At 63.1% G+C, this 21551-nt stretch carries 16 protein-coding genes, 2 tRNA genes, 2 rRNA genes and 1 riboswitch (1 of these 21 cut by a window edge); of the genes, 10 read left to right on the top strand and 10 right to left on the bottom strand.

Translation table 11 applies throughout. The features are described 5' to 3' along the window. Positions 1-21 precede the first annotated feature (21 nt). A complete protein-coding gene (locus AC628_RS21460) occupies positions 22-1011 on the top strand; it encodes a Bug family tripartite tricarboxylate transporter substrate binding protein (protein WP_074128743.1) in 990 nt (329 codons plus the stop codon). Between the two features lie 366 nt (positions 1012-1377). On the opposite strand, the gene AC628_RS21455 is transcribed toward AC628_RS21460, so the two are convergent. Genes AC628_RS21455 through AC628_RS21445 form a run of 3 tightly spaced genes read right to left on the bottom strand, consistent with a single transcriptional unit; the run spans position 1378 to position 4324 of the window. Beyond that, on the bottom strand, positions 1378-2310 hold the full coding sequence (locus AC628_RS21455) for a prephenate/arogenate dehydrogenase family protein (protein ID WP_074128742.1): 933 nt from the start codon (positions 2308-2310) through the stop codon (positions 1378-1380). A 4-nt stretch (positions 2311-2314) separates the two neighbouring features. After that, a complete protein-coding gene (gene hisC, locus AC628_RS21450) occupies positions 2315-3412 on the bottom strand; it encodes a histidinol-phosphate transaminase (protein ID WP_074128752.1) in 1098 nt (365 codons plus the stop codon). 48 nt (positions 3413-3460) lie between these two features. Further along, the gene (locus tag AC628_RS21445; protein ID WP_074128741.1) at positions 3461-4324 is read right to left on the bottom strand and encodes a chorismate mutase; all 864 of its coding nucleotides are present in this window, start codon (positions 4322-4324) and stop codon (positions 3461-3463) included. Between the two features lie 186 nt (positions 4325-4510). Next, positions 4511-4590, top strand: a riboswitch (SAM riboswitch). Between the two features lie 84 nt (positions 4591-4674). Here AC628_RS21445 and metX point away from each other — a divergent pair. Together metX and metW are read left to right on the top strand one after the other, a co-directional pair. Beyond that, positions 4675-5880: a homoserine O-acetyltransferase MetX gene (gene metX / locus AC628_RS21440; RefSeq protein ID WP_074128740.1), complete on the top strand. Its 1206-nt coding sequence runs from the start codon at positions 4675-4677 to the stop codon at positions 5878-5880. Continuing rightward, positions 5877-6542, top strand: a complete 666-nt coding sequence (metW, locus tag AC628_RS21435; RefSeq protein WP_074128739.1) for a methionine biosynthesis protein MetW — start codon at positions 5877-5879, stop codon at positions 6540-6542. Before metX ends, metW begins: the two co-directional genes overlap by 4 nt. A 99-nt stretch (positions 6543-6641) precedes the next feature. Here metW and AC628_RS21430 read toward each other — a convergent pair whose 3' ends face one another. Further along, complete coding sequence (locus tag AC628_RS21430; RefSeq protein ID WP_074128738.1) at positions 6642-7514, bottom strand: alpha/beta fold hydrolase; 873 nt, start codon at positions 7512-7514, stop codon at positions 6642-6644. A gap of 234 nt (positions 7515-7748) precedes the next feature. On the opposite strand from AC628_RS21430, the gene AC628_RS21425 reads away from it, so the two are divergent. After that, positions 7749-8420: a TIGR02594 family protein gene (locus AC628_RS21425; protein ID WP_074128737.1), complete on the top strand. Its 672-nt coding sequence runs from the start codon at positions 7749-7751 to the stop codon at positions 8418-8420. An 80-nt stretch (positions 8421-8500) separates the two neighbouring features. On the opposite strand, the gene AC628_RS21420 is transcribed toward AC628_RS21425, so the two are convergent. The 3 genes from AC628_RS21420 to AC628_RS21410 all read right to left on the bottom strand — a co-directional run bounded on the left by AC628_RS21420 (position 8501) and on the right by AC628_RS21410 (position 10919). Continuing rightward, positions 8501-9430 carry a YARHG domain-containing protein gene (locus tag AC628_RS21420; RefSeq protein WP_074128736.1) on the bottom strand — a complete coding sequence of 310 codons (930 nt, stop codon included), beginning with the start codon at positions 9428-9430 and terminating at the stop codon, positions 8501-8503. Positions 9431-9564: 134 nt separating this feature from the next. Beyond that, entirely contained in the window at positions 9565-10347 is a 783-nt protein-coding gene (locus AC628_RS21415; protein WP_074128735.1) for an MOSC domain-containing protein, read from the bottom strand. 56 nt (positions 10348-10403) lie between these two features. Further along, positions 10404-10919, bottom strand: a complete 516-nt coding sequence (locus AC628_RS21410) for a GNAT family N-acetyltransferase (RefSeq protein ID WP_074128734.1) — start codon at positions 10917-10919, stop codon at positions 10404-10406. Between the two features lie 56 nt (positions 10920-10975). Here AC628_RS21410 and AC628_RS21405 point away from each other — a divergent pair, with 56 nt between their 5' ends. Together AC628_RS21405 and clpB are read left to right on the top strand one after the other, a co-directional pair. Further along, a complete protein-coding gene (locus AC628_RS21405) occupies positions 10976-11539 on the top strand; it encodes a helix-turn-helix domain-containing protein (protein WP_074128733.1) in 564 nt (187 codons plus the stop codon). 192 nt (positions 11540-11731) lie between these two features. Then, positions 11732-14383, top strand: a complete 2652-nt coding sequence (gene clpB, locus AC628_RS21400) for an ATP-dependent chaperone ClpB (protein WP_074128732.1) — start codon at positions 11732-11734, stop codon at positions 14381-14383. Between the two features lie 54 nt (positions 14384-14437). On the opposite strand, the gene AC628_RS21395 is transcribed toward clpB, so the two are convergent. The 3 genes from AC628_RS21395 to AC628_RS21385 all read right to left on the bottom strand — a co-directional run bounded on the left by AC628_RS21395 (position 14438) and on the right by AC628_RS21385 (position 17430). Continuing rightward, positions 14438-14698, bottom strand: a complete 261-nt coding sequence (locus tag AC628_RS21395; RefSeq protein ID WP_074128731.1) for a hypothetical protein — start codon at positions 14696-14698, stop codon at positions 14438-14440. A 94-nt stretch (positions 14699-14792) separates the two neighbouring features. Further along, the gene (locus AC628_RS21390) at positions 14793-15155 is read right to left on the bottom strand and encodes an SPW repeat protein (protein ID WP_074128730.1); all 363 of its coding nucleotides are present in this window, start codon (positions 15153-15155) and stop codon (positions 14793-14795) included. Positions 15156-15366: 211 nt separating this feature from the next. Beyond that, positions 15367-17430 carry a M23 family metallopeptidase gene (locus tag AC628_RS21385; protein ID WP_074128729.1) on the bottom strand — a complete coding sequence of 688 codons (2064 nt, stop codon included), beginning with the start codon at positions 17428-17430 and terminating at the stop codon, positions 15367-15369. Positions 17431-18435: 1005 nt separating this feature from the next. Between AC628_RS21385 and AC628_RS21380 the strand changes: the two genes are divergently transcribed. From AC628_RS21380 to AC628_RS21365, 4 genes are all read left to right on the top strand, one after another. Next, positions 18436-19924: ribosomal RNA gene (locus tag AC628_RS21380) — 16S ribosomal RNA — on the top strand. Between the two features lie 210 nt (positions 19925-20134). Then, a tRNA-Ile gene (locus AC628_RS21375) sits at positions 20135-20211 on the top strand. A gap of 110 nt (positions 20212-20321) precedes the next feature. After that, positions 20322-20397 (top strand) — tRNA-Ala (locus tag AC628_RS21370). Positions 20398-20798: 401 nt separating this feature from the next. After that, positions 20799-21551: ribosomal RNA gene (locus tag AC628_RS21365) — 23S ribosomal RNA — on the top strand (it continues 2093 nt past the right edge of the window). Together the 16S and 23S rRNA genes with 2 tRNA genes alongside form the textbook arrangement of a ribosomal RNA operon.

Raw genomic sequence — 21551 nt, 5'->3', positions numbered from 1 at the left:
AAAAATCGGGGAGGGACGAAAATGCCAGCGACATTCAGCCGCCGTCACGTCATCGCTGCCGGAGCGGCCGCCGCCGCAATGCCGTTGCTGTCGCGCGGGGCCTCGGCGCAGGCCGCCTGGCCCTCGCGGCAGATACGGATGATCTGCAGCTACCCGGCCGGCGGGCAGACCGACCTGCTCGCGCGCGCCTTCGGCGAATTCATCGCAAGGCAGGTCGGGCAAACCGTCGTGATCGAGAACAAGGCCGGTGCCTCCGGCTCGATCGGCGCCGCGGAGGTCGCGCGCGCTGCGCCTGACGGGCACACCATCCTGTGCTCGATCTCGACCACCTATGTCATGAACCGGGCGATGATGAAGAACCCCGGCTACGACATGGACAAGGATCTGACGCTGGTCAGCGTCATTCCGGACGCCGGGCTCCTGCTGGTCGCGAGCCCGAAACTCGGCGTCAAGACGCTGGCGGAATTCGTCGCCCACGCGCGGACCAGCGGCAAGGTGAACTTCGGCACCTACAGCGCCGGCTCCGCCCCGCACATGACGATCAACGAGCTCAACAAGCAATATGGCCTGAATATCGAGCCGATCCACTATCGCGGCGAAGCGCCGATGTGGACCGGGCTTGCGGAGGGTACGCTCGACGTCGCGATGGGCAGCTACACCGCGGCGCAAACCGTCCTGCAAAGCAACCGCGGTGTCGTATTCGGCGTGCACTCGAAGAAGGTCGATGCGATCCCCGGGATCGCGACCTTGCCCGAACAGGGCGCGACGTCGAAATTCTTCACCGTGAGCGGCTTCTCGGGCTGGGCGCTGCCGAAGGCGACGCCGCAGCAGATCGTCGACCGGCTCTCCGAACTCTGCGTCGCCGCCAACAACGACCCGAAGGTGAAGGAGGTGCTCGCGACCTTCGTGCTGGAGCCCGCGATCGGCTTCAGGGACAGCAACGCGCTGTATCAGCGCGAATTGCCGGTCTGGATGGAAGCGGCGCAATCGCTCGGCCTGCCGCCGGCGTAGGCATCTCCTCTTGTCAGTCCGGGAGATCTATCCTCACCGTCGTCCCTGCGAAAGCAGGGACCCATAACCACGAATGGTTATCGTTGAACGATGCTGGTACGACGATCCCTTCCAACACATCGGCCGCGGATTTCGCAGGGACGACGCGCGGGAGGAGTTGTGTACTCATTCCGCTATCATCGCCGGGCTTGACCGGGCGATCCGCTACGCCGCGGCCTCACGGTTCAAGCACTGCTGTCTCTGGAATACTGGATCACCCGCTTTCGCGGGTGATGACACCGCGTGTTTGACATCTTGAATCGGGAACAATCCCCATCGTCGTCCTGGCTTTCGCCAGGACGACGTGGGGAAAGGCCGTGCCCGATCCTACTTCTTCAAATTCGCGTGCGGGCGGCCGAAGTCGGGCGCGGCGGAATCCTGGCCGATCTCGACGATGCCGCGGCGGATGGCGCGGGTGCGGGTGAAGTGGTCGAACAGCGCTTCGCCATCGCCGCGCCGGATCGCGCGGGTGAGCTTCGACAGATCCTCGGTGAAGGTGCCGAGCATCTCGAGCACGGCGTCCTTGTTGGCGAGGAACACGTCGCGCCACATCGTCGGGTCGGAGGCCGCGATGCGGGTGAAGTCGCGGAAGCCGCCGGCGGAGAATTTGATCACCTCGGATTCCGTCACCTGCGCCAGCTCGTCGGCGGTGCCGACGATGGTGTAGGCGATCAGATGCGGCAGATGGCTGGTGATCGCGAGTACGAGGTCATGATGGTCCGGCGTCATGATCTCGACCTTGGCGCCGAGCGCGGCCCAGAACGCGCGCAACCGGTCGGTCGCGGTGGGGTCGGTGCCTTCGGGCGGCGTCAGGATGCACCAGCGGTTGATGAACAGCTCGGCGAAGCCGGAGTCCGGACCGGAGTTCTCGGTGCCGGCGACGGGATGCGCGGGAACGAAATGCACGCCATCAGGCAGATGCGGCGCCATATCCTTGACGACGGCGCCCTTCACCGAGCCGACGTCGGAGATAACGGCGCCGGGCTTCAGATGCGGCGCGATCTCGGCCGCAACCGGGCCGCAGGCGCCGACGGGGATGCAGAGGATGACGAGGTCGGCATCCCTGACCGCTTCGGCATTGGTCTCGACGACGCGATCGACGATGCCGAGCTCGGCGACGCGCGCCCGGGACTTCTCCGAGCGCGCGGTGGTCACGATCTCGCCGACCAGGCCCTGCGCGCGCGCGCCACGCGCGATCGAGCCGCCGATCAGGCCGAAGCCGATCAGTGCGATGCGGTTGAAGAGCGGAGCCGTGGTCACGATGTCACTTTCCGGCCAGGAAGTCGCGCAGGCCCTCGACCACGAGGCGGTTGGCTTCCTCGGTGCCAATGGTCATGCGCAGCGCATGCGGCAGCTTGTAATTGTTGAGCGCGCGCAGCACGAGGCCGCGCCGCGTGAGATAGGCGTCGGCTTCCGCCGCGGTCCTGCCCTTGTCGGTCGGGAAGTGGATCAGCACGAAATTGGCGACGCTCGGCGTCACCTTCAGCCCGAGCTTGCCGATCTCCTCGGTCAGCCAGTTGCGCCACTGTTCGGTGTGGGTCCGCGACATCTGCACATGCGCAGTGTCCTCGATCGCCGCCACCGCCGCCAGCATCGCAGGGGTCGTGACGTTGAACGGACCGCGGATCCGGTTGCAGGCATCGACGATATGCGCCGGGCCGAACATCCAGCCGATCCGCAACGCAGCAAGGCCGTGGATCTTGGAGAAGGTGTGCGTCACCACCGTGTTGTCGGTGGTCGCGACCAGCTCGATGCCGAGTTCGTAATCGTTGCGCGAGACGTAGTCGGCGTAAGCCGCGTCGAGCACCAGCAGCACATGCGAGGGCAAAGCGGCACGCAGCCGCTTGACCTCATCGAACGGGATATAGGTGCCGGTCGGATTGTTTGGGTTGGCGAGCCAGACCAGTTTTGTGCGCGGCGTCACCACCTTGAGGATGGCATCGACGTCGGCGGTGAAATTGGCTTCGGCCGCGATCACGTTCTTCGCGCCATTCGCCATGGTGGCGATCGGGTAGACCAGGAAGCCATGGGTGGTCGAGATCGCCTCGTCGCCGGGCGCGAGATAGGTGTGGGCCAGGAGATTGAGGATCTCGTCGGAGCCGGCGCCGCAGATGATGCGGTCGGGATCGAGCCCATAGGCCCGGCCGATCGCCTCGCGCAGCACGCGCGAGGTGCCCTCCGGATAGTCCTCGAGATGGTCAGCCGCGGCCTTGTAGGCCGCGATCGCCTTCGGCGACGGCCCGAACGGCGTCTCGTTGGCGGACAGCTTGAACACCTTGCGGCCCGGTTCTGGCACCGGGCTCTTGCCGGGCGTGTAGGGCGCAATATCGAGAATGCCGGGATTCGGCACGGGGCGGGACATCATCTACTCCGGATATACAGACGGCCAGTTCTGACTTCAGGTCCTGTTTCAGGTCTTGGCCGATCCGTTAGAGGGCACCGTATAGCGCGTTGCGTGGCTGCCGACGAGGGCCGAAGAGCGCACCGAGGCGCCGGCCTTGATCAAAGCGAGCTTGATCTTTTCGAAACCCTTGCTCTCAAGATCTTGCCCGGTGACCGAAACCAGCAGGGCTGCCCCATCGAAGGCGGTGTCGGGGACCGCGACGATCTCGGCGAGCGGCGCCAGCGCGCGGGCGACGTCGGCGTTCCAGCCGGAGACGCGCACGCTCCAGGTCTGCACCTCCGTCACCATGGCGTCGTCGGCGACCCGCGAGATCAGGAACACCGGCAGCGCGGCGGGATGGTCGGCGCGCTCGAGGAACGGCAGCCGCGCGATGATCTTCGGCGCGCCATCGGCCTCCAGCGCATTCCACCACGGCGTGCGGCTCGCGATTGCGGAGACCAGCGCGAGGTCGCCCCTCGATTTAGCCACCGCCTCGACTGCGGCGTGGGCGCTGAAATGCGACACGTAGGGCACCACGAAGCCGAAGTGAAACCGCGCCGAGTCGCGCATCGCGGACTCGCCGACCGAGACGTCGGCATGCACGGCGAATGGCGCCTGCACGTAGGTGAAGGTCGAGATGATGACGCGCCAGATACCCTCGATGGTGTCGAGCGGGAGAATGCCGCGATGGCGCTGCACCAGCTCGCGCATCATGCTGGCCTCGCGCGCCGGGCGGAACGCCGAGCCGACCTCCTGGGTCTTCTTGACCTGGATCAAGCGGTCGATGATGTCGCCGCGCGCCATCAGCAGGCGGTGCACCTGCTCGTCGATCGCATCGATCTCCTTGCGCAGCTCCTGCAGCGAAGGCGGCGACGGGGGTGGGTTGGACATGCTCTCAAACCTTGTCGTCCGGGCGGCCCGATGCCGTGCCGGACAGGGTCCCTGATTAGGAAAGACGGGCAGCGAAAGCAAAGAGAAACGTCGCAGCCGTGCCCTGCGCATTCGGTTAACCATGGGCGCCCGGCAAGGGGACGTTCGCTGGCCGCCTTGACGACGGGGGGCCTGAGGACTAGGTTCGTTGCACTCCGTGGTCATTTGAGCCGGCCGGCTTGCAGCCACGTTAAACAACTCGCTAAACAGGCCGGGGACAGATCAGCTCCCGGCCGAACCTTGTTCAGGCCGGGTTTTTTATGGCCTGATTTTCTGTTCGAGGCCTCCCGCGCGGAGGCAGGGCCGCCTAGATGAGCAACGTGCGTCCGATAACGAGCCAACCGATCCCAAGCGATGATCGCGCCCATGAGGCCGATCATCCGTCGTCATTGGTGGCGAAGTTCGGCATGGACCAGCCGCTCAAGCTCGATTGCGGCGTCGATCTCGCGCCGTTTCAGATCGCCTATCAGACCTATGGCCAGCTCAATGCCGACAGGTCCAACGCGATCCTGATCTGCCACGCGCTGACCGGCGATCAGCACGTCAACAACACCCATCCCGTCACCGGCAAGCCGGGCTGGTGGGACACCATGGTCGGCACCGGCAGGCCGATCGATCCCGACAAATACTTCATCATCTGCTCCAACGTGATCGGCGGCTGCATGGGCTCGACCGGCCCTGCGTCGCTGAATCCTGCGACCGGCAAGGTGTGGGGGCTCGATTTCCCGATCATCACCATCCCCGACATGGTGCGCGCGCAGGCGATGCTGGTCGACCGACTCGGCATCACGACGCTGTTCTGCGTGGTCGGCGGCTCGATGGGCGGCATGCAGGTGCTGCAATGGACCGCGGCCTATCCCGAGCGCGTGTTCTCGACACTCGCGATCGCCTGCTCGACGCGCCACTCGGCGCAGAACATCGCGTTCCACGAGCTCGGCCGGCAGGCCGTGATGGCCGATCCGGACTGGCGCGGCGGCCGCTATGTCGACGAGGACACCCATCCGCATCGCGGATTGGCGGTGGCGCGGATGGCCGCGCACATCACCTATCTCTCGGATGCCGCGCTGCATCGCAAGTTCGGGCGCCGCATGCAGGATCGCGAGCTGCCGACTTTCTCGTTCGACGCGGACTTCCAGGTCGAGAGCTATCTGCGTTATCAGGGTTCGTCCTTTGTCGAGCGCTTCGACGCCAACAGCTATCTGTATCTGACCCGCGCGATGGACTATTTCGACATTGCGGCCGATCACAACGGCGTGCTGGCGAAGGCGTTCGCCGGCATCAAGACGCGGTTCTGCGTGGTGTCGTTCACCAGCGACTGGCTGTTTCCGACCTCGGAATCGCGCGCGCTGGTGCACGCGCTGAATGCGTCGAGCGCGCGGGTGTCGTTCGCCGAGATCGAGACCGATCGTGGGCACGACGCCTTCCTGCTCGATGTGCCCGAATTCCTGGACATCTCGCGTGCCTTCCTGCTGGCTGCAGGCAAGGCGCGCGGACTGAAGGGCGACGGCCAGTCATGAGCATGCAGCAGACACTGCCCTTGCCGGGCGTCGCGCCGGAGCGGACCGGCGGCTATCGCAGGGATCATCTCCTGGTTGCCGAGATGGTGCGGCCGGGCTCGCGCGTGCTTGACGTCGGCTGCGGCGACGGCGAATTGCTGCAGCTGTTGGAGAGCCGCGGCATCGACGGCCGCGGCATCGAGCTGTCGCGCGAGGGCGTCAATGGCTGCGTCGCCAAGGGGCTCGCGGTGGTGCAGGGCGACGCCGACACCGACCTCGTCAACTATCCCGACGATGCGTTCGACTATGTAATCCTGTCGCAGACCTTGCAGGCGACGCGGCAGCCCAAGGTGGTGCTGGAGAACCTGCTGCGGATCGGCCAGCGCGCCATCGTCTCGTTCCCGAATTTCGGGTTCTGGAAGATGCGGCTGCAGCTTTTGATCGGCGGCCACATGCCGCGCACCGAGAATCTGCCGGCGAGCTGGTACGACACCTCCAACATCCATTTCTGCACCATCAAGGACTTCGTGGAGCTCTGCGAGCAGATCAACGTCAAGATGGAGCGCGCGGTGGCGCTCGATCTCTACGGCCGCCCGGTACCGCTCAATCTGCCCTGGTGGGTGTGGAACATGTTCGGCGAGCAGGGCGTGTTCCTGCTCAGCCGCGGCGGGAAGGGCAAATAGCATCGCCGTCATTGCGAGGAGCGAAGCGACGAAGCAGTCCATCTCTCGGCATACGCGGATGAATGGATTGCTTCGCTCCGCTCCGCTCGCAATGACAGGCTACACCGGCGCCGCCACCAGCGACCGCGGATCGCGCACCGGCCAGCGGCCGGCCTCGACCAGCGTGATGAAGCGCTCCACCATCTCGTTGAACAGCGCCGGCTCCTCGAGGTTGAGCACGTGGCCCGACTTCGGGAAGAAGGCGAGGCCGGCGGCCGGCAGATGCTGCTTCAGGAACATGCTGGGCGCGATGCAATTGTCGTCCTCGTCGCCGCACAGGATCAGCGCCGGCGTCGCCACGCGCTTGATGGCGTCGGTCATGGTGTAGATCGAGGGCCTGCCGCCCTGGAAGCTGCGCATCGTGTTGGCCGAGCCTTTGGCGTCATGCCGGGCGAGCGCGGCGTAGAAATCGGCATGACCGCGCGGGTCCTTGACCAGGAACGGAATCCGGCTCGGCGCCTCGCGCGTCACCTTGGCGACCTCGACCGAGCCAATCGCCTCGTATTGCTCGGCATTGGCGCGGCACTGCGCGCGGAAGGCGTCGAGGTTCTCCAGGCTCGAGCCGGAGCCGACCGCGGCGAGCGTCATCGACAGCGCGCGCTCCGGCGCGTTGAGTGCGACCTGCAGCGACGAATAGGAGCCCATCGAGAGGCCGACGAAATGCGCTCTTGCGATGCCGAGATGGTCGAGCACCGCGAGCGCGTCGGTGTAGAAGTGCTTGTAGGTGTAGACGTCGGCATTCGCTGGCACGTCCGACGGCGTGTAGCCGCGCGCGGAATAGGCGATGCAGCGGTGGCCGCGCGCGAAGTAGCGTAGCTGCGGTTCCCAATTGGTGTGATCAGCCGCGAATTCGTGCAGGAAGATGATCGGGGTCCCGCTGCCGGCCTCTTCAAAGTGCAGGCGGGTATTATCTTTCGTGGTGGCGTAGGGCATTGAAATTCTCCTCTCATTGGCCGGCCCCAGATTTGCAGTTAATTTTCGCGGCTGCAATGCGGCAGTTCTGGTTCCTTTCTCGTCATCGAATCAGCGCGGAATGACCCAGAAATCGTTTTCCTGGCGCCGCATGACATCTTTCTCTCGCCACATCCCGATTTTCAAAACCATCGCCGCATTCCCTGAGGGAATGCGACGGGGAGTTGGGGGGCGTTTCAGAGGATCTCGTGAAGTATGGTTCAGTTGCTTGCGTATCGCCGGTCGCTTCGTGTTTTGGCGCTGGCTCTGTGTTCGCTCACGCTCGCCGTCGTGTCGGTTTCTTCGGCATCCGCCCGTCCGCACCATCAGCGTCACGCGTATTCGGTCCATGCCGGCCATCACGCGCGGCACTATGTCCGTCATCACTATCGGCATGCCGCGCGGCCGTCGCGCGCTGAGCGCCGCGCACAGTTGCAGGAGGCGGGCGGCTTTACCGAAGCCAATGCGCCCGAGTTGCCGGGCAACGCCGAGGCCGTGCCCAACACCGGCGGCGTCAGCATGGCAGGCGGCTTCGGCTCGTCCGGCATCGTCGCCACGGCGCGCCGCTATCTCGGCGGCGGCAACCCGACCGGCCGCTCCAGCCTGTGGTGCGCGCGCTTCATGAACATGGTGCTGCAGCAGACCGGCCACCGTGGCACCGGCTCCGACATGGCGAGTTCGTTCGCCAAATACGGCACCCGCGTGTCGGGGCCGCAGGTCGGCGCCATCGCCGTGATGGGTCGCCGCGGCGGCGGTCATGTCGGGATCATCACCGGCGTCGATGCCAAGGGCAATCCGATCATGATCTCGGGCAACAGCAGCCACCGTGTCCGTGAGGTGCCGGTCTCGCGCGGCCGGATCTATGCCTATGTGATGCCGACGAACTGAGGCGGGACTGCCACCTCTCCCCGGGAAATGCGGGAGAGGTGGTCACGCGCGTCGAGGCCAACCGGCGCTGCCGGCCAGCTTCACTTCTCGTGCTCCTTCGCCTCGATCGTGTCGACGTTGGTGGCCTCGAGGTTGCTCAAGGGGACTTCGACCGCAGCCGGTTGGTACCAGGCGAATTGCGAGAAGTAGTTTGCGAGCACCTGATCCTTGAAGAACCGGCCATGCCGCGCGAAAATCTCGTTTCGTGCGATGCGAAGCTCGACCGCCGACATGTCCTTGAGATCGGCTTCACTCAGAAATCGCCGATCGGAATCGGGAAACAGAAAGCCGTCATGCGCCTTGGCGCGCTGCGTGACGGAGGCCGGAACGGCGGGCGGCGTCGTGCGCCCGACCGTGGTCTGATCGTCCGATGCGCCCTTGACCACGGTATGTTCGAACGCGGGTCCGATAGTCCAAACGGCGAGCGCCAACGCTGCGGCAGCGACGCCTGCGCCGTACTTCCAGTAGCGCTTGATCGGTGAAATTTCACGCAGCGGCGATCGCCCGGCTTCATTCAGGACCTCGTTGATCGTGTCGATCAGGCGGGCCATGTGCATGCGGAAATCCTGCCCCGAGTCGACCCGGGCAGCGTTGCAGAAGTGCAGGAAGCGAAGCGATTCCGGCAGCTCGGCTGCCTCCGGCATGGTTGCGCCGTTCACCAGCAGCGGCAGCAGCGTCTTGTTGTGCTTCAGCGCCGTCTCGATCTCGAAACGCACGGAATCGGCGGGATCTTCCAGACGCGTGGGTTTCCCATCATCGGTCTTGCCGGTCCAATGCGGACCGATCACGGCGATGACGACGTCGCAGGCGATGATGGCCTTGGCGATCCGATCGACGAAGTTGGCGCCGGTGCGAATGCTGTTGACGTCGAAGAATACGGATTTCTCGCCGTACTTCTCGATCAGATGGTCCGCGATGCGGCCCGCTGTATCCTGATCGACCCGCCGGTACGAAACCATGATCATGCTCATGGCAACCCCGTGCAATCAATTTCGACAAATTTGCTGCAGTTCAAAATGTCGAGTGAAGTCTATTTCACGCAACCGAACATTGCAATGCGATGCGCGTCTATGCCGTGTTCAAGGAATACGGAACCCGGTGTGATCTACTGCGGTTCCGCGGCAATCATGTCGCCGACCGCCGCGCCGCCATCGCTGATGATCTCGGCGTAGATGCCGCATTCGTTGTTGCCGAAGCGCTGCATCAGTGTGTTCGGGACCGAGAGGTCGCGTGCGCCGGTATCGGGATCGACATTGACCGCGGCGCAACGTGTGATGCGCTTCACAACCTTGGCCCGTGCACTGCCGATCGCAATGGTCTGCTCGAGCAGGCTGGCTTCATGCCAGGCCGGCCAGCCCTCGACATAGAGGTTGGCGCGGAAGCGAAGCGGATGCACCGGCGCGTGCACCATCTCCTCGATCGCCCGCAGGCTCGCCAGATTGATGATCGAGACCACCTTGCGCGGCACGTCGGAGAAGCTGTGGCCGGGGCTGACCAGCACCTTGGGCGGTCCCTTGATCTGTCCGGCATGACGATCGGCGAAATAGCCCTCGATCGCCGCGCGCCCGGCCTCGGTCTCGAGATCGCCCTGGGCGACCATCGCGCCGTCCCGGCGCAGCGTCAGCACATGGCTGTCGTCGTCGTAATGGGCGCGCAGCGGCGCCAGCCATTCGTCCCGTTGCAGCATCAGGAAATGCGGCTTCGCCAGCCATTTCGGCGCCGCCGGATCGAAACCGCTCGGGCCGTTCTCGATCGCGTAGCGGCGATCCGAGCGCAGCGTCTCGCCGACCTTGAGCTCAGCGCGGGGCAGCGGCTCAGGCGTCAGACCCTTGACGGGGTAGCGGTAGATGCCGGTGATCCGGGCGGAGGAGGCGTGTGCATTGTCCATCCGCCCGCTCTAGCCTGTTTGGCGGGCGAGGAGAACCGCCGCCAACGCCACGGCAGCTAGTCGGGCCGCGACGCGCCCGGCGCATCCAGCACGCGCTGCATGAACACGAGCTCGAGCCAGCGGCCGAACTTGCGGCCGACCTCCGGCATCCTGGCGACCTCGACGAAGCCGGCCTGCGCATGCAGCCGGAGCGAAGCAGGATTGCCGCCGTCGATGCCGGCGATCATGACGTGCTTGCCGAGCGCGGTGGCAGCAGTGATGAGCTCGTCGACGATGACGCGGCCAAGGCCGCGGCCGCGATGATCGACGTGGATATAGACGCTGTGCTCGACGCTGTAGCGGTAACCGGGGAACGCCCGGAAGTCGCCGAACGTGCCGTAGCCGAGCACCACAGGCCCTTCGGCCGCGACCAGCACCGGGTAGCCCAGCGCCAGCCGGGCCTCCATCCAGGCCAGCCGCTCGGCCTCGGTATCCTGCCTCTCCGTCCAGATCGCGTTCGAGTTGGCGACCGCCTCATTGAAGATCGCGGTGATGGCGGGGATGTCCTGCTCGGTGGCGGGGCGGATAATCATCGGTCTTCCTCGACAAGCCTCTTGAATGGATCCCATTGTCTACTATATAAGACGATATGTCAATTATAGAAGACAAGACCGATGAAGCTCTCGGGCGGCGGGTTCGCGCCGAACGGGAGGGGCGCGGCTGGTCGCTGGCGGAACTCGCCGGGCGGGCAGGCGTGTCCAAGGCCATGCTGAGCAAGATCGAGCGGGCGGAGGCAAGCCCGACGGCGGCAACGCTGTCGCGGATCGCCACGGCCTATGGCCTGACCATGGCCGCGCTGTTCGAGGTTGCCTCAGCCGGCTCCCGCCTGCAGCGGGCCAAGGATCAGCCGGTGTGGCGCGATCCCAAGGCGGCCTATCTGCGGCGGCAGGTGTTCCTGCATCCGGCCAATCCGCTGGAGCTGGTGGAAGTCGAACTGCCTGCCGGGCAGGAAGCCGGCTTCCCCGCCAGCGCCTATCACCTGATCCGTCAGGTGGTCTGGGTGATCAGCGGCCGCCTCGTCTTGATGGAAGGGGCGGAGCGCCACGAGCTCGCTGCGGGTGACCGCGTCGAGCTCGGGCCGCCGTCGGACATCGTCTTCCGTAACGAAACGGCTCAGCCCTGCCGCTACCTTGTCGCCATCGTGCGGCGCTGAGCTTCCACCGGGCGAAATCGCAGACTGTGGCTCTTCCGTTTTGGAACCAAGTGCCCACATCTGCGGCAAGCCTGAAAAATGATGGCGACGACCAGAGGCTGGTTGAGGAACGTCAACGCGGCCCGCGGAAACCCAATGAAGATGCCGTTGTCATGCCTGAATGGGTGACGATGGCAGGCCGAGGGAAAACGAATGAACATCGAGAAGTACACCGAGCGCGCGCGCGGATTCATCCAGTCTGCCCAATCGCTCGCCATGCGCGACGGTCACCAGCAGTTTTCACCGCTGCATCTGTTGAAGGTGCTGCTGGACGACAATGAGGGGCTCGCCGGCGGTCTGATCGACCGTGCCGGCGGCAATTCCAGAGCGATCCTGAAATCGACCGAAGATGCGCTGAACAAGCTGCCGAAAGTTTCGGGCAACGGTGCCGGACAGGTCTACCTGTCGCCGGAGCTGGCGCGCGCCTTCGACGCGGCGGAAAAGGCCGCAGACAAGGCCGGCGACAGCTTTGTCACCGTCGAGCGGCTGCTGCTCGGGCTCACGCTGGAGAAGGGCAGCGAGGCGGCCTCCATCCTGAGCAAGGGCGGCGTCACGGCGCAGAACCTGAACGCGGCGATCGAAGCGCTGCGCAAGGGCCGCACCGCGGACAGCGCGACCGCCGAGAACGCCTATGACGCGCTGAAAAAATATGCCCGCGACCTGACCCAGGCTGCGCGCGACGGCAAGCTCGACCCGGTGATCGGCCGCGACGAGGAAATCCGCCGCACCATCCAGGTGCTGTCGCGGCGAACCAAGAACAATCCCGTCCTGATCGGTGAGCCCGGCGTCGGCAAGACCGCGATCGTCGAGGGCCTGGCGCTGCGCATCCTCAACGGCGACGTGCCGGAGAGCCTGAAGGACAAGAAGCTGCTGTCGCTCGACATGGGCGCCCTGATCGCCGGCGCGAAATATCGCGGCGAGTTCGAGGAGCGGCTGAAGTCCGTCCTGCAGGAGGTCTCGACCGCCGAGGGCGGCATCATCCTGTTCATCGACGAGATGCACACGCTGATCGGCGCCGGCAAGGCCGACGGCGCGATGGACGCGTCCAATCTGTTGAAGCCCGCGCTCGCGCGCGGTGAGCTGCACTGTATCGGCGCGACCACGCTCGACGAGTACCGCAAGCATGTCGAGAAGGACGCCGCGCTGGCCCGCCGGTTCCAGCCGATCTATGTCAGCGAGCCGACGGTCGAGGACACCATCTCGATCCTGCGCGGCCTGAAGGACAAATACGAGCAGCACCACGGCGTGCGCATCACTGACTCCGCATTGGTGGCCGCGACCACGCTGTCGAACCGCTACATCACCGATCGCTTCCTGCCCGACAAGGCCATCGACCTGATGGACGAAGCGGCGGCGCGGCTGAAGATGCAGGTCGATTCCAAGCCCGAGGAGCTCGATTCACTGGATCGCGACATCATCCGGCTCAAGATCGAGCAGGAGGCGCTGAAGAAGGAGAACGATACCGGCTCGAAGAGCCGCCTGCAGACCCTGGAGAAGGAGCTCGCCGGGCTCGAGGAGCGGTCGACCGCGCTGACGGCGCGCTGGAGCGCGGAGAAGAACAAGCTCTCCAACGCCCAGAAGCTGAAAAGCGAGCTCGATGCGCTTCGCGTCGAGCTGGCCAACGCGCAGCGTCGCGGCGAATTCCAGAAGGCGGGCGAACTGGCCTATGGCCGGATCCCCGAGCTGGAAAGGAAGCTCGCCGACATCGAGGCCAGCGAAAGCGGCAAACAGAGCGGCGGCGAGATGATGGAGGAGGCGGTCACCGCCAACCACATCGCGCAGGTCGTCTCGCGCTGGACCGGCGTGCCGGTTGACAAGATGCTCGAGGGCGAAAAGGACAAGCTCCTGAAAATGGAGGACAGTCTCGCCAAGCGCGTCGTCGGCCAGGCCGAGGCCGTGCGTGCGGTGGCAACCGCCGTGCGCCGTGCCCGCGCAGGCCTGCAGGATCCGAACCGGCCGACCGGCTCGTTCATGTTCCTTGGGCCGACCGGCGTCGGCAAGACCGAGCTGACCAAGGCGCTCGCCGCTGACCTGTTCAACGACGAGACCGCGATGGTCCGCCTCGACATGTCCGAGTTCATGGAGAAGCACTCGGTCTCGCGGCTGATCGGCGCGCCTCCCGGCTATGTCGGCTACGACGAGGGTGGTGCACTGACCGAAGCCGTGCGGCGCCGGCCTTACCAGGTCGTGCTGTTCGACGAGATCGAGAAGGCGCATCCCGACGTCTTCAACGTGCTGTTGCAGGTGCTCGACGATGGCCGTCTGACCGATGGTCAGGGCCGCACTGTCGATTTCCGCAACACGCTGATCATCATGACCTCGAATCTCGGTTCGGAATTCCTGGTGAATCAGCCGGAAGGCGAGGACACCGCTGATGTCCGCGATCAGGTGATGGGTGTCGTGCGGGCGCATTTCAGGCCGGAATTCCTGAACCGCATCGACGAGATCATCCTGTTCCACCGCCTGCAGAAGAGCGAGATGGGTCGCATCGTCGAGATCCAGTTCGCGCGGCTGACCAAGCTGCTCGAGGATCGCAAGATCGAGCTGACGCTCGATCCAAAGGCGCGGGATTGGCTCGCGGAGAAGGGCTGGGATCCGGCGTACGGTGCCCGTCCGTTGAAGCGGGTGATCCAGCGCAGCGTGCAGGATCCGCTGGCCGAGATGATCCTCGCCGGCGAGGTCAAGGACGGCGATCGCGTGCTGATCTCGGAGAAGGGCAACGTGCTGACCTTCAACGGTCAGGTGTCCAAAACCGCCGAGATCGTGCAGTTCGATGCCCCGGTCTCGAAGCGCAAGCTGAACTGAGTGCGACAATAAAGGCCCTCCCCGCACGCCGCGGGGAGGGCCTTGCTCTGTGGATTACTCCTGCGGAACGATGGGCGGACTGGGGTCGCCCGCGTCGTCGTCGGGTTCGAGCTCGGACAGGATGTCGACCAGCTCGCGGGTGCGGCCGGTGGCCAGCGGCCTGCCGGCGTTCATCAGCGGCTCGTCATTGGCAAGCCAGGCCTGGGCTTCGGCAAGCTCGGTGATCGTGGCGCCGGATGCGATGATCCTGGCGACGGTGACATCGTCGGCCTGGCCGACGGCCTTCAGCACGTCGTCGCGGGTGAGCTGGGTCATGGCGCAAATCCTTGTGCATATCTTCGTTGAACACAACCAAACCCTGCCCGCCGGCGATCCGCGCCAGCGGGTAGGGATGTATCAGCCAAAGGCCTCAGCTGTGCGTCGTGAGCCGAGGCGGATGCTGGGACATCACCCAGAGCTCGATCGCCGCAAGGGCCGCGACTGCGATGCCGATGACCACGTGCACGGTCATCGCGGTGGTGGCTCCCTGGAAACCAAGAACCCACGGCGAGACCAGCGCCCAAAGCCCGACGATGAGGTTCAGCCACTCCTCCCAGACCGCGAAGGCTGCGAGCGCGGCGATCGCAAGGACCGCCATCGCAATGCCGACGATGTGGGCGTTGGCGGAAACCGTTCCGCCGTCGAACTTGAACAGCCACGGCGACAGGAAAAGAACCGCGCCGAGGATCAGGTTTGCGACGTCACACAGTTTTGCGTTTGTCCAATTCTCCATGACTCCCTCCATTGGAGGTTTCACCTTCGAATCAACTGGATGACCGCCATGCGGGTTCCCGTCTTGTTCCGCGAAATTTGGTGGATTCCGGGGGATTTTGGCGGAAATCGCCGCCGCCACCGATGTCCGGCAGCCGTGTTTCGACGCGGCAATCAGCTCCCAAAGGGAGCGCAGCGGCGTCGTCAGACGGCCCGTGTGGCCCGGGGAATAATCAGCGGTTGGTGACGGAGCGCGTCTGCGAGGTCGAGCTCGTGGCGTCCGAGACGATGCGCGAGCTGCCGCGGCTCGACATCTGGGCTTCGATCCGGTCGCGCTCCTTCTCGAAGTTCGCCAGCATCGGGCCTTCCAGCGAGCGGCCGCGCGGCAGCTTCACGCGCATCGGGTCGACGAATCGGCCGTTGACCAGGATTTCGTAGTGGACGTGCGGGCCGGTCGACTGGCCGGTCGAGCCGACGAAGCCGATCACCTGGCCCTGCCGCACCTTCTTGCCGATCTCCATGCCCTTGGCGAAGGCCGACATGTGGCCGTAGGCCGTCTCGTAGCCATTGGCGTGCTTCATGCGGATATATTTGCCGTAGCCGCCCTCGTATCCGACCTTCTCCAGCACGCCGTTGCCGGAAGCGAAGATCGGCGTGCCGTAGGCGGTGGCCCAGTCGACGCCGGTGTGCATCTTCACATAGCCGAGGATCGGGTGGCGGCGGCCACCGAAGCCCGAACGCATGATCGCGTTGTTGACCGGCTTGCGCACCAGGAACTTCTTCGCGCTCTTGCCGGTCTCGTCATAGTAGTCGACGAGGCCGTCGTCCGAGCTCTGGAAGCGGTAGTATTTCTTGGTTTCGCCGCCCACGGTCAGCGCGGCGTAGAGCACTTCGGTCTTTTCGGTGCTGGTGACGCCTTCGTCCTCGCCGGCAAAGAACACGTCGAACGAGTCGCCGGGCTGCACCTTGCGCTGGAAATCGACGTCATAGGAGTAGATCTTGACCATGTCTTCGATGACGGTCGGCGGCACCTTGTTGCGCAGCGCGGTCTCGTAAATGCTCTGATAGAGCCGCACGCCGCTGCCATCATCCTCGTCATCGTCGCTGGAATTGTCGGCGGTGTCGGTCGTGGTGTTCATGCTCTGCACGTCGACGGCGACATATTTGCCGAGATCGGACAGTGCGGCGACGGCTTCGACCACGGAATCGTTGGCGACGATCACCCGGTAGGGTTGCAGCCGGGCGCCCGGAGCTGCCGGCGCCATCAGGATCCGCACCTTCTGGCCTTCCTTCAGGCCGCCGTCGCGGCCGCGCGGGCCGAGCGTTGCAGCAATTGCCTTGGCCTCGTCGGGCGTTGCGCCCTGATCGCGCAGGATCGAGGTGATGCTGTCGCCCTTCTTGACGAGGTGAACCCGTTCACCGACCGGATTGCCGCCGGTGACCTGCTCTTTGGTCTTCGGCAGCAGGGTGACGTTCTCCGGCACCACGCGGGTCTCGAAGCCCGCATAGGGATCGGAGACGTTGCCTTCGGTCGCGTAGGCCATCCGCATATCGGGGCCGGCGCCGGTGGCATCGGCCGCGGCATTGGCGAGCGAGGCATAGCGCACCGAATTGCCGGAGCCGCGCCAGTTGGCGGCGTCACGGACCCGCATCAGGATGTCGTCGAGCCCGACGCCTGCGGCGAGCTTGGCTTTCGGCAGCACCGTTCCGAGATCCTTGGTGACGAAAGACACCTCGGCGTCGGGCTCGGCGGCCGCCGCCGCATTCGGATCCTCGGCCGCAGCCGGCGTGTCGGAGCCGACATCGGTCAGCAGACGCTGCGCGTTGAATGGCGGTATCTTGGACGACAGATCGCTCGTGGTCATCGAGAGATTGCCGGAAATCCGGATGAAGGGCCTGACCCGCATCACGTCGCGATTGCCGACGCGGGTCACGGTCGAGACGCGCACCAGGCTGCGGGAAGCCGAATTTTCGTTGGGCGGCGGCAGGCGGTCACCCTTGTGCAGGCTGACGACGCGATCGTTGCCGGTGAAGGCACCGCGCAGCGCGCCGTCGACGCGCTCCGGCACCTTGGCGAAAGTCATCTCGCCGTCGAGCGACGCAAAAACGGCGCCGCCGATCAGGGCTGCGCCACAGAGTCCGGTGAGAATGGTGCCGCTAAACCATTGAACGGAGACACGGCGGCGATCGATCACCGCGGCCTCGGTGCCGTCGACTGAAAGCGGCGGTTCGTGACCGAGATCAATCATCCCGGTCTCGCGCCCAATGCCGCTTCCGCGTGACGCCCGTTGGCTCAACCCTGCATCCCCCCAAAATCCAGCAACTGCGATCGACCTCTGCTCGTCCTCGTCCCCACCTTGATTCCCTCAGAGAGGAATCCCGGCAGTGTGGCGAGCCACACGCATCGAAATCGAGAAGACGATGGCCATTAGCTAGCCGAACTCTCGAACGTCAATGGTGTGCAGATCTCTCGATGTTGCTCGGCCGCGAAGGGAAGAGGCGACGGGTTCTTGGAGAAAATCGCCTGGTCCCCAGAAAAACCACCCGTGCCCCCACAGGTTACGAGCGGTTCAGTGCATCTCTTATAGCCAGAACGTCGCAGGATTGTGGCTCAAGTGCGGCATTTAGGGTGGAAAAGTTTCCTGAAGCAGGTGGGTGCCGCCGCCCCGCCTGGAGCGGCTTGGAACCCGTTCCGAGGGGTCTGACGGGCGCCCCGGCGCCAAACTTTTTTTCAAGTTTTTTACCACGCGGGTTGGGTGACGAATTTTTACCTCCGACCTAAGCCACGGAAAGCATGCGATTTTCTTCGCACTGCACATGCGATTTGGGCGTACGACGTTTTGTTGACAATGGGCGTTGACAATCCCGAGGGGTGGGGACTATAAACCAACCACTGAGCGCGGCGCCGCCGGGTCACTGACCAAGGCGAGCGAACGCGCCTCTGATGCTCCTCACTTAGATGAGTGACACAACAGCCGACATAAATCGGTTGAGGTTCACTGTCTGCCGGTGAAGGGTAGAACCACCCTCTATGGGTGTGGGGTCGTCTGATCCCGGGCTGTTTGACAAGTGAAGATGAAGAAAGAGAAACGTGGACGGCGGAGTCCTTGCGTCTCTCGGAATACTTGAAAGCTTCGGCTTTTGACTTCTGAGAGTGGACGAAAGACTTCGGCGGTACACGTTTTAAAGGTTACACCATCGCTGCCAACGATGTGAATCGCGGGCGGCTCGTTGACTTCGGTCGACGAAGAATGGTGGGACCTCGTCAAACGTTGTGATCAGCCGGTTCAAGGTTTCAAGTCCAACTTGAGAGTTTGATCCTGGCTCAGAGCGAACGCTGGCGGCAGGCTTAACACATGCAAGTCGAGCGGGCATAGCAATATGTCAGCGGCAGACGGGTGAGTAACGCGTGGGAACGTACCTTTTGGTTCGGAACAACTGAGGGAAACTTCAGCTAATACCGGATAAGCCCTTACGGGGAAAGATTTATCGCCGAAAGATCGGCCCGCGTCTGATTAGCTAGTTGGTGAGGTAATGGCTCACCAAGGCGACGATCAGTAGCTGGTCTGAGAGGATGATCAGCCACATTGGGACTGAGACACGGCCCAAACTCCTACGGGAGGCAGCAGTGGGGAATATTGGACAATGGGCGCAAGCCTGATCCAGCCATGCCGCGTGAGTGATGAAGGCCCTAGGGTTGTAAAGCTCTTTTGTGCGGGAAGATAATGACGGTACCGCAAGAATAAGCCCCGGCTAACTTCGTGCCAGCAGCCGCGGTAATACGAAGGGGGCTAGCGTTGCTCGGAATCACTGGGCGTAAAGGGTGCGTAGGCGGGTCTTTAAGTCAGGGGTGAAATCCTGGAGCTCAACTCCAGAACTGCCTTTGATACTGAAGATCTTGAGTTCGGGAGAGGTGAGTGGAACTGCGAGTGTAGAGGTGAAATTCGTAGATATTCGCAAGAACACCAGTGGCGAAGGCGGCTCACTGGCCCGATACTGACGCTGAGGCACGAAAGCGTGGGGAGCAAACAGGATTAGATACCCTGGTAGTCCACGCCGTAAACGATGAATGCCAGCCGTTAGTGGGTTTACTCACTAGTGGCGCAGCTAACGCTTTAAGCATTCCGCCTGGGGAGTACGGTCGCAAGATTAAAACTCAAAGGAATTGACGGGGGCCCGCACAAGCGGTGGAGCATGTGGTTTAATTCGACGCAACGCGCAGAACCTTACCAGCCCTTGACATCCCGGTCGCGGACTCCAGAGACGGAGTTCTTCAGTTCGGCTGGACCGGAGACAGGTGCTGCATGGCTGTCGTCAGCTCGTGTCGTGAGATGTTGGGTTAAGTCCCGCAACGAGCGCAACCCCCGTCCTTAGTTGCTACCATTTAGTTGAGCACTCTAAGGAGACTGCCGGTGATAAGCCGCGAGGAAGGTGGGGATGACGTCAAGTCCTCATGGCCCTTACGGGCTGGGCTACACACGTGCTACAATGGCGGTGACAATGGGATGCTAAGGGGCGACCCTTCGCAAATCTCAAAAAGCCGTCTCAGTTCGGATTGGGCTCTGCAACTCGAGCCCATGAAGTTGGAATCGCTAGTAATCGTGGATCAGCACGCCACGGTGAATACGTTCCCGGGCCTTGTACACACCGCCCGTCACACCATGGGAGTTGGTTTTACCTGAAGACGGTGCGCTAACCGAAAGGGGGCAGCCGGCCACGGTAGGGTCAGCGACTGGGGTGAAGTCGTAACAAGGTAGCCGTAGGGGAACCTGCGGCTGGATCACCTCCTTTCTAAGGATGATCCTTCAGCGAGCTCACGCTCACTATCGGATCGTTTTAGAAACATTCAGGGGCCAACAGTTTCAGGATTGTTGAGCTCCATTGGCGGGATTTCGCCGTCTTCGTTTCTCTTTCTTCGCGGACGAACACGCGCCAGGGGCTGAGCGCTGTGCGATGCACCGACTTCACGTCGGGTGCGCGCCGGCATGTCTCTCGTGTTAGGGGCTTGTAGCTCAGTTGGTTAGAGCGCGCGCTTGATAAGCGTGAGGTCGGAAGTTCAAGTCTTCCCAGGCCCACCAGCCTTCGCGCTTCGCTGCTTCGGCTAGGCAGGCCCTTCAAGATGAAGGCTGCTGCGCCGTAGCCTTGGCGAAGGCGAGCGGTATCAGTAATGCGCTTCGTCTTCTGGTACGGGGCCATAGCTCAGCTGGGAGAGCGCGTGCTTTGCAAGCATGAGGTCGTCGGTTCGATCCCGTCTGGCTCCACCAGATGGAATTGAAGCTCGAGAATGCCTCGATCATTTCGTCCGCGAAACATCACTTCGCACTCATTGGTCCGGATGGACGGTGACGTGCGTGTTTTCTGACATCGTAAAGAGGAGATCGATCCGAGTTTGGATCTGCGAAGCAATTCGCGGGTACCATTCCTAATCTCCAGATCGTTTTCGGCGCTCGCGCATCGCAGCTCATCGCAAGATGAGTGAGATGAGCGAGTTGTAAAACGATCTTTGTAGCGAAGCTTGACCGCCTCGCTATCGGGCCGATCTTACGAAGCAAGCTGGTCTTTCTAGTCAATGTCCGGCTGCACATAGCGCTCATCGAGGGCGTGCGCCGCAAGGCAATTGTGCAGACAACATTCTGCCGAGTGTGTGGACATTGATAATGAGAGCAATCAAGTGCCTTAAGGGTGTTCGGTGGATGCCTTGGCGCTGAGAGGCGATGAAGGACGTGCTACGCTGCGATAAGCCGTGGGGAGCTGCGAAGAAGCTTTGATCCACGGATTTCCGAATGGGGAAACCCACCTTCGATAGCCGGAACTCCAAGACCTTGTGTTTTGGGGTTCGACCAGAAATGGAAGAAATCAGACCGCGAGGTTTTGGATTTCCGGTTATCAAGAGAAGGTATGAGACTTCCGAATAAAATAGGAGGTTTTAAGCAAACCCAGGGAACTGAAACATCTAAGTACCTGGAGGAAAGGACATCAATCGAGACTCCGTTAGTAGTGGCGAGCGAACGCGGACCAGGCCAGTGATACATCAAAGACAATCGGAACCAGTCAGGAAAGCTGGGCCTCAGAGGGTGATAGCCCCGTACGAGTAATGCGATGATGTATCCACGAGTAAGGCGGGACACGTGTAATCCTGTCTGAACACGGGGGGACCACCCTCCAAGCCTAAGTACTCCTCAGCGACCGATAGTGAACCAGTACCGTGAGGGAAAGGTGAAAAGCACCCCGACGAGGGGAGTGAAATAGACCTGAAACCGGACACCTACAAACAGATGGAGCCCAAGATACGTTCTGGGTGACATCGTACCTTTTGTATTATGGGCCAGCGACTTAATTTAACGAGCAAGCTTAAGCCGATAGGCGAAGGCGCAGCGAAAGCGAGTCTGAATAGGGCGTCAAGTTCGTTGTATTAGAC

Source organism: Bradyrhizobium sp. NAS96.2 (assembly GCF_001908235.1).
Lineage (GTDB): Bacteria > Pseudomonadota > Alphaproteobacteria > Rhizobiales > Xanthobacteraceae > Bradyrhizobium.
The sequence above is the reverse complement of the archived record's forward strand: the minus strand, read 5'-3'. Positions and strand labels throughout refer to the sequence as shown.

What these genes read in the sequence shown, in the direction of transcription:
- hisC (WP_074128752.1), bottom strand. Translation starts at nt 3,412, where the DNA reads ATGTCCCGCCCCGTGCCGAATCCCGGCATTCTCGATATTGCGCCCTAC.
- AC628_RS21445 (WP_074128741.1), bottom strand. Translation starts at nt 4,324, where the DNA reads ATGTCCAACCCACCCCCGTCGCCGCCTTCGCTGCAGGAGCTGCGCAAG.
- metX (WP_074128740.1), top strand. Translation starts at nt 4,675, where the DNA reads ATGAGCAACGTGCGTCCGATAACGAGCCAACCGATCCCAAGCGATGAT.
- AC628_RS21410 (WP_074128734.1), bottom strand. Translation starts at nt 10,919, where the DNA reads ATGATTATCCGCCCCGCCACCGAGCAGGACATCCCCGCCATCACCGCG.
- AC628_RS21415 (WP_074128735.1), bottom strand. Translation starts at nt 10,347, where the DNA reads ATGGACAATGCACACGCCTCCTCCGCCCGGATCACCGGCATCTACCGC.
- AC628_RS21390 (WP_074128730.1), bottom strand. Translation starts at nt 15,155, where the DNA reads ATGGAGAATTGGACAAACGCAAAACTGTGTGACGTCGCAAACCTGATC.
- AC628_RS21405 (WP_074128733.1), top strand. Translation starts at nt 10,976, where the DNA reads ATGTCAATTATAGAAGACAAGACCGATGAAGCTCTCGGGCGGCGGGTT.
- AC628_RS21460 (WP_074128743.1), top strand. Translation starts at nt 22, where the DNA reads ATGCCAGCGACATTCAGCCGCCGTCACGTCATCGCTGCCGGAGCGGCC.
- AC628_RS21395 (WP_074128731.1), bottom strand. Translation starts at nt 14,698, where the DNA reads ATGACCCAGCTCACCCGCGACGACGTGCTGAAGGCCGTCGGCCAGGCC.
- AC628_RS21425 (WP_074128737.1), top strand. Translation starts at nt 7,749, where the DNA reads ATGGTTCAGTTGCTTGCGTATCGCCGGTCGCTTCGTGTTTTGGCGCTG.
- AC628_RS21430 (WP_074128738.1), bottom strand. Translation starts at nt 7,514, where the DNA reads ATGCCCTACGCCACCACGAAAGATAATACCCGCCTGCACTTTGAAGAG.
- clpB (WP_074128732.1), top strand. Translation starts at nt 11,732, where the DNA reads ATGAACATCGAGAAGTACACCGAGCGCGCGCGCGGATTCATCCAGTCT.
- AC628_RS21420 (WP_074128736.1), bottom strand. Translation starts at nt 9,430, where the DNA reads ATGAGCATGATCATGGTTTCGTACCGGCGGGTCGATCAGGATACAGCG.
- metW (WP_074128739.1), top strand. Translation starts at nt 5,877, where the DNA reads ATGAGCATGCAGCAGACACTGCCCTTGCCGGGCGTCGCGCCGGAGCGG.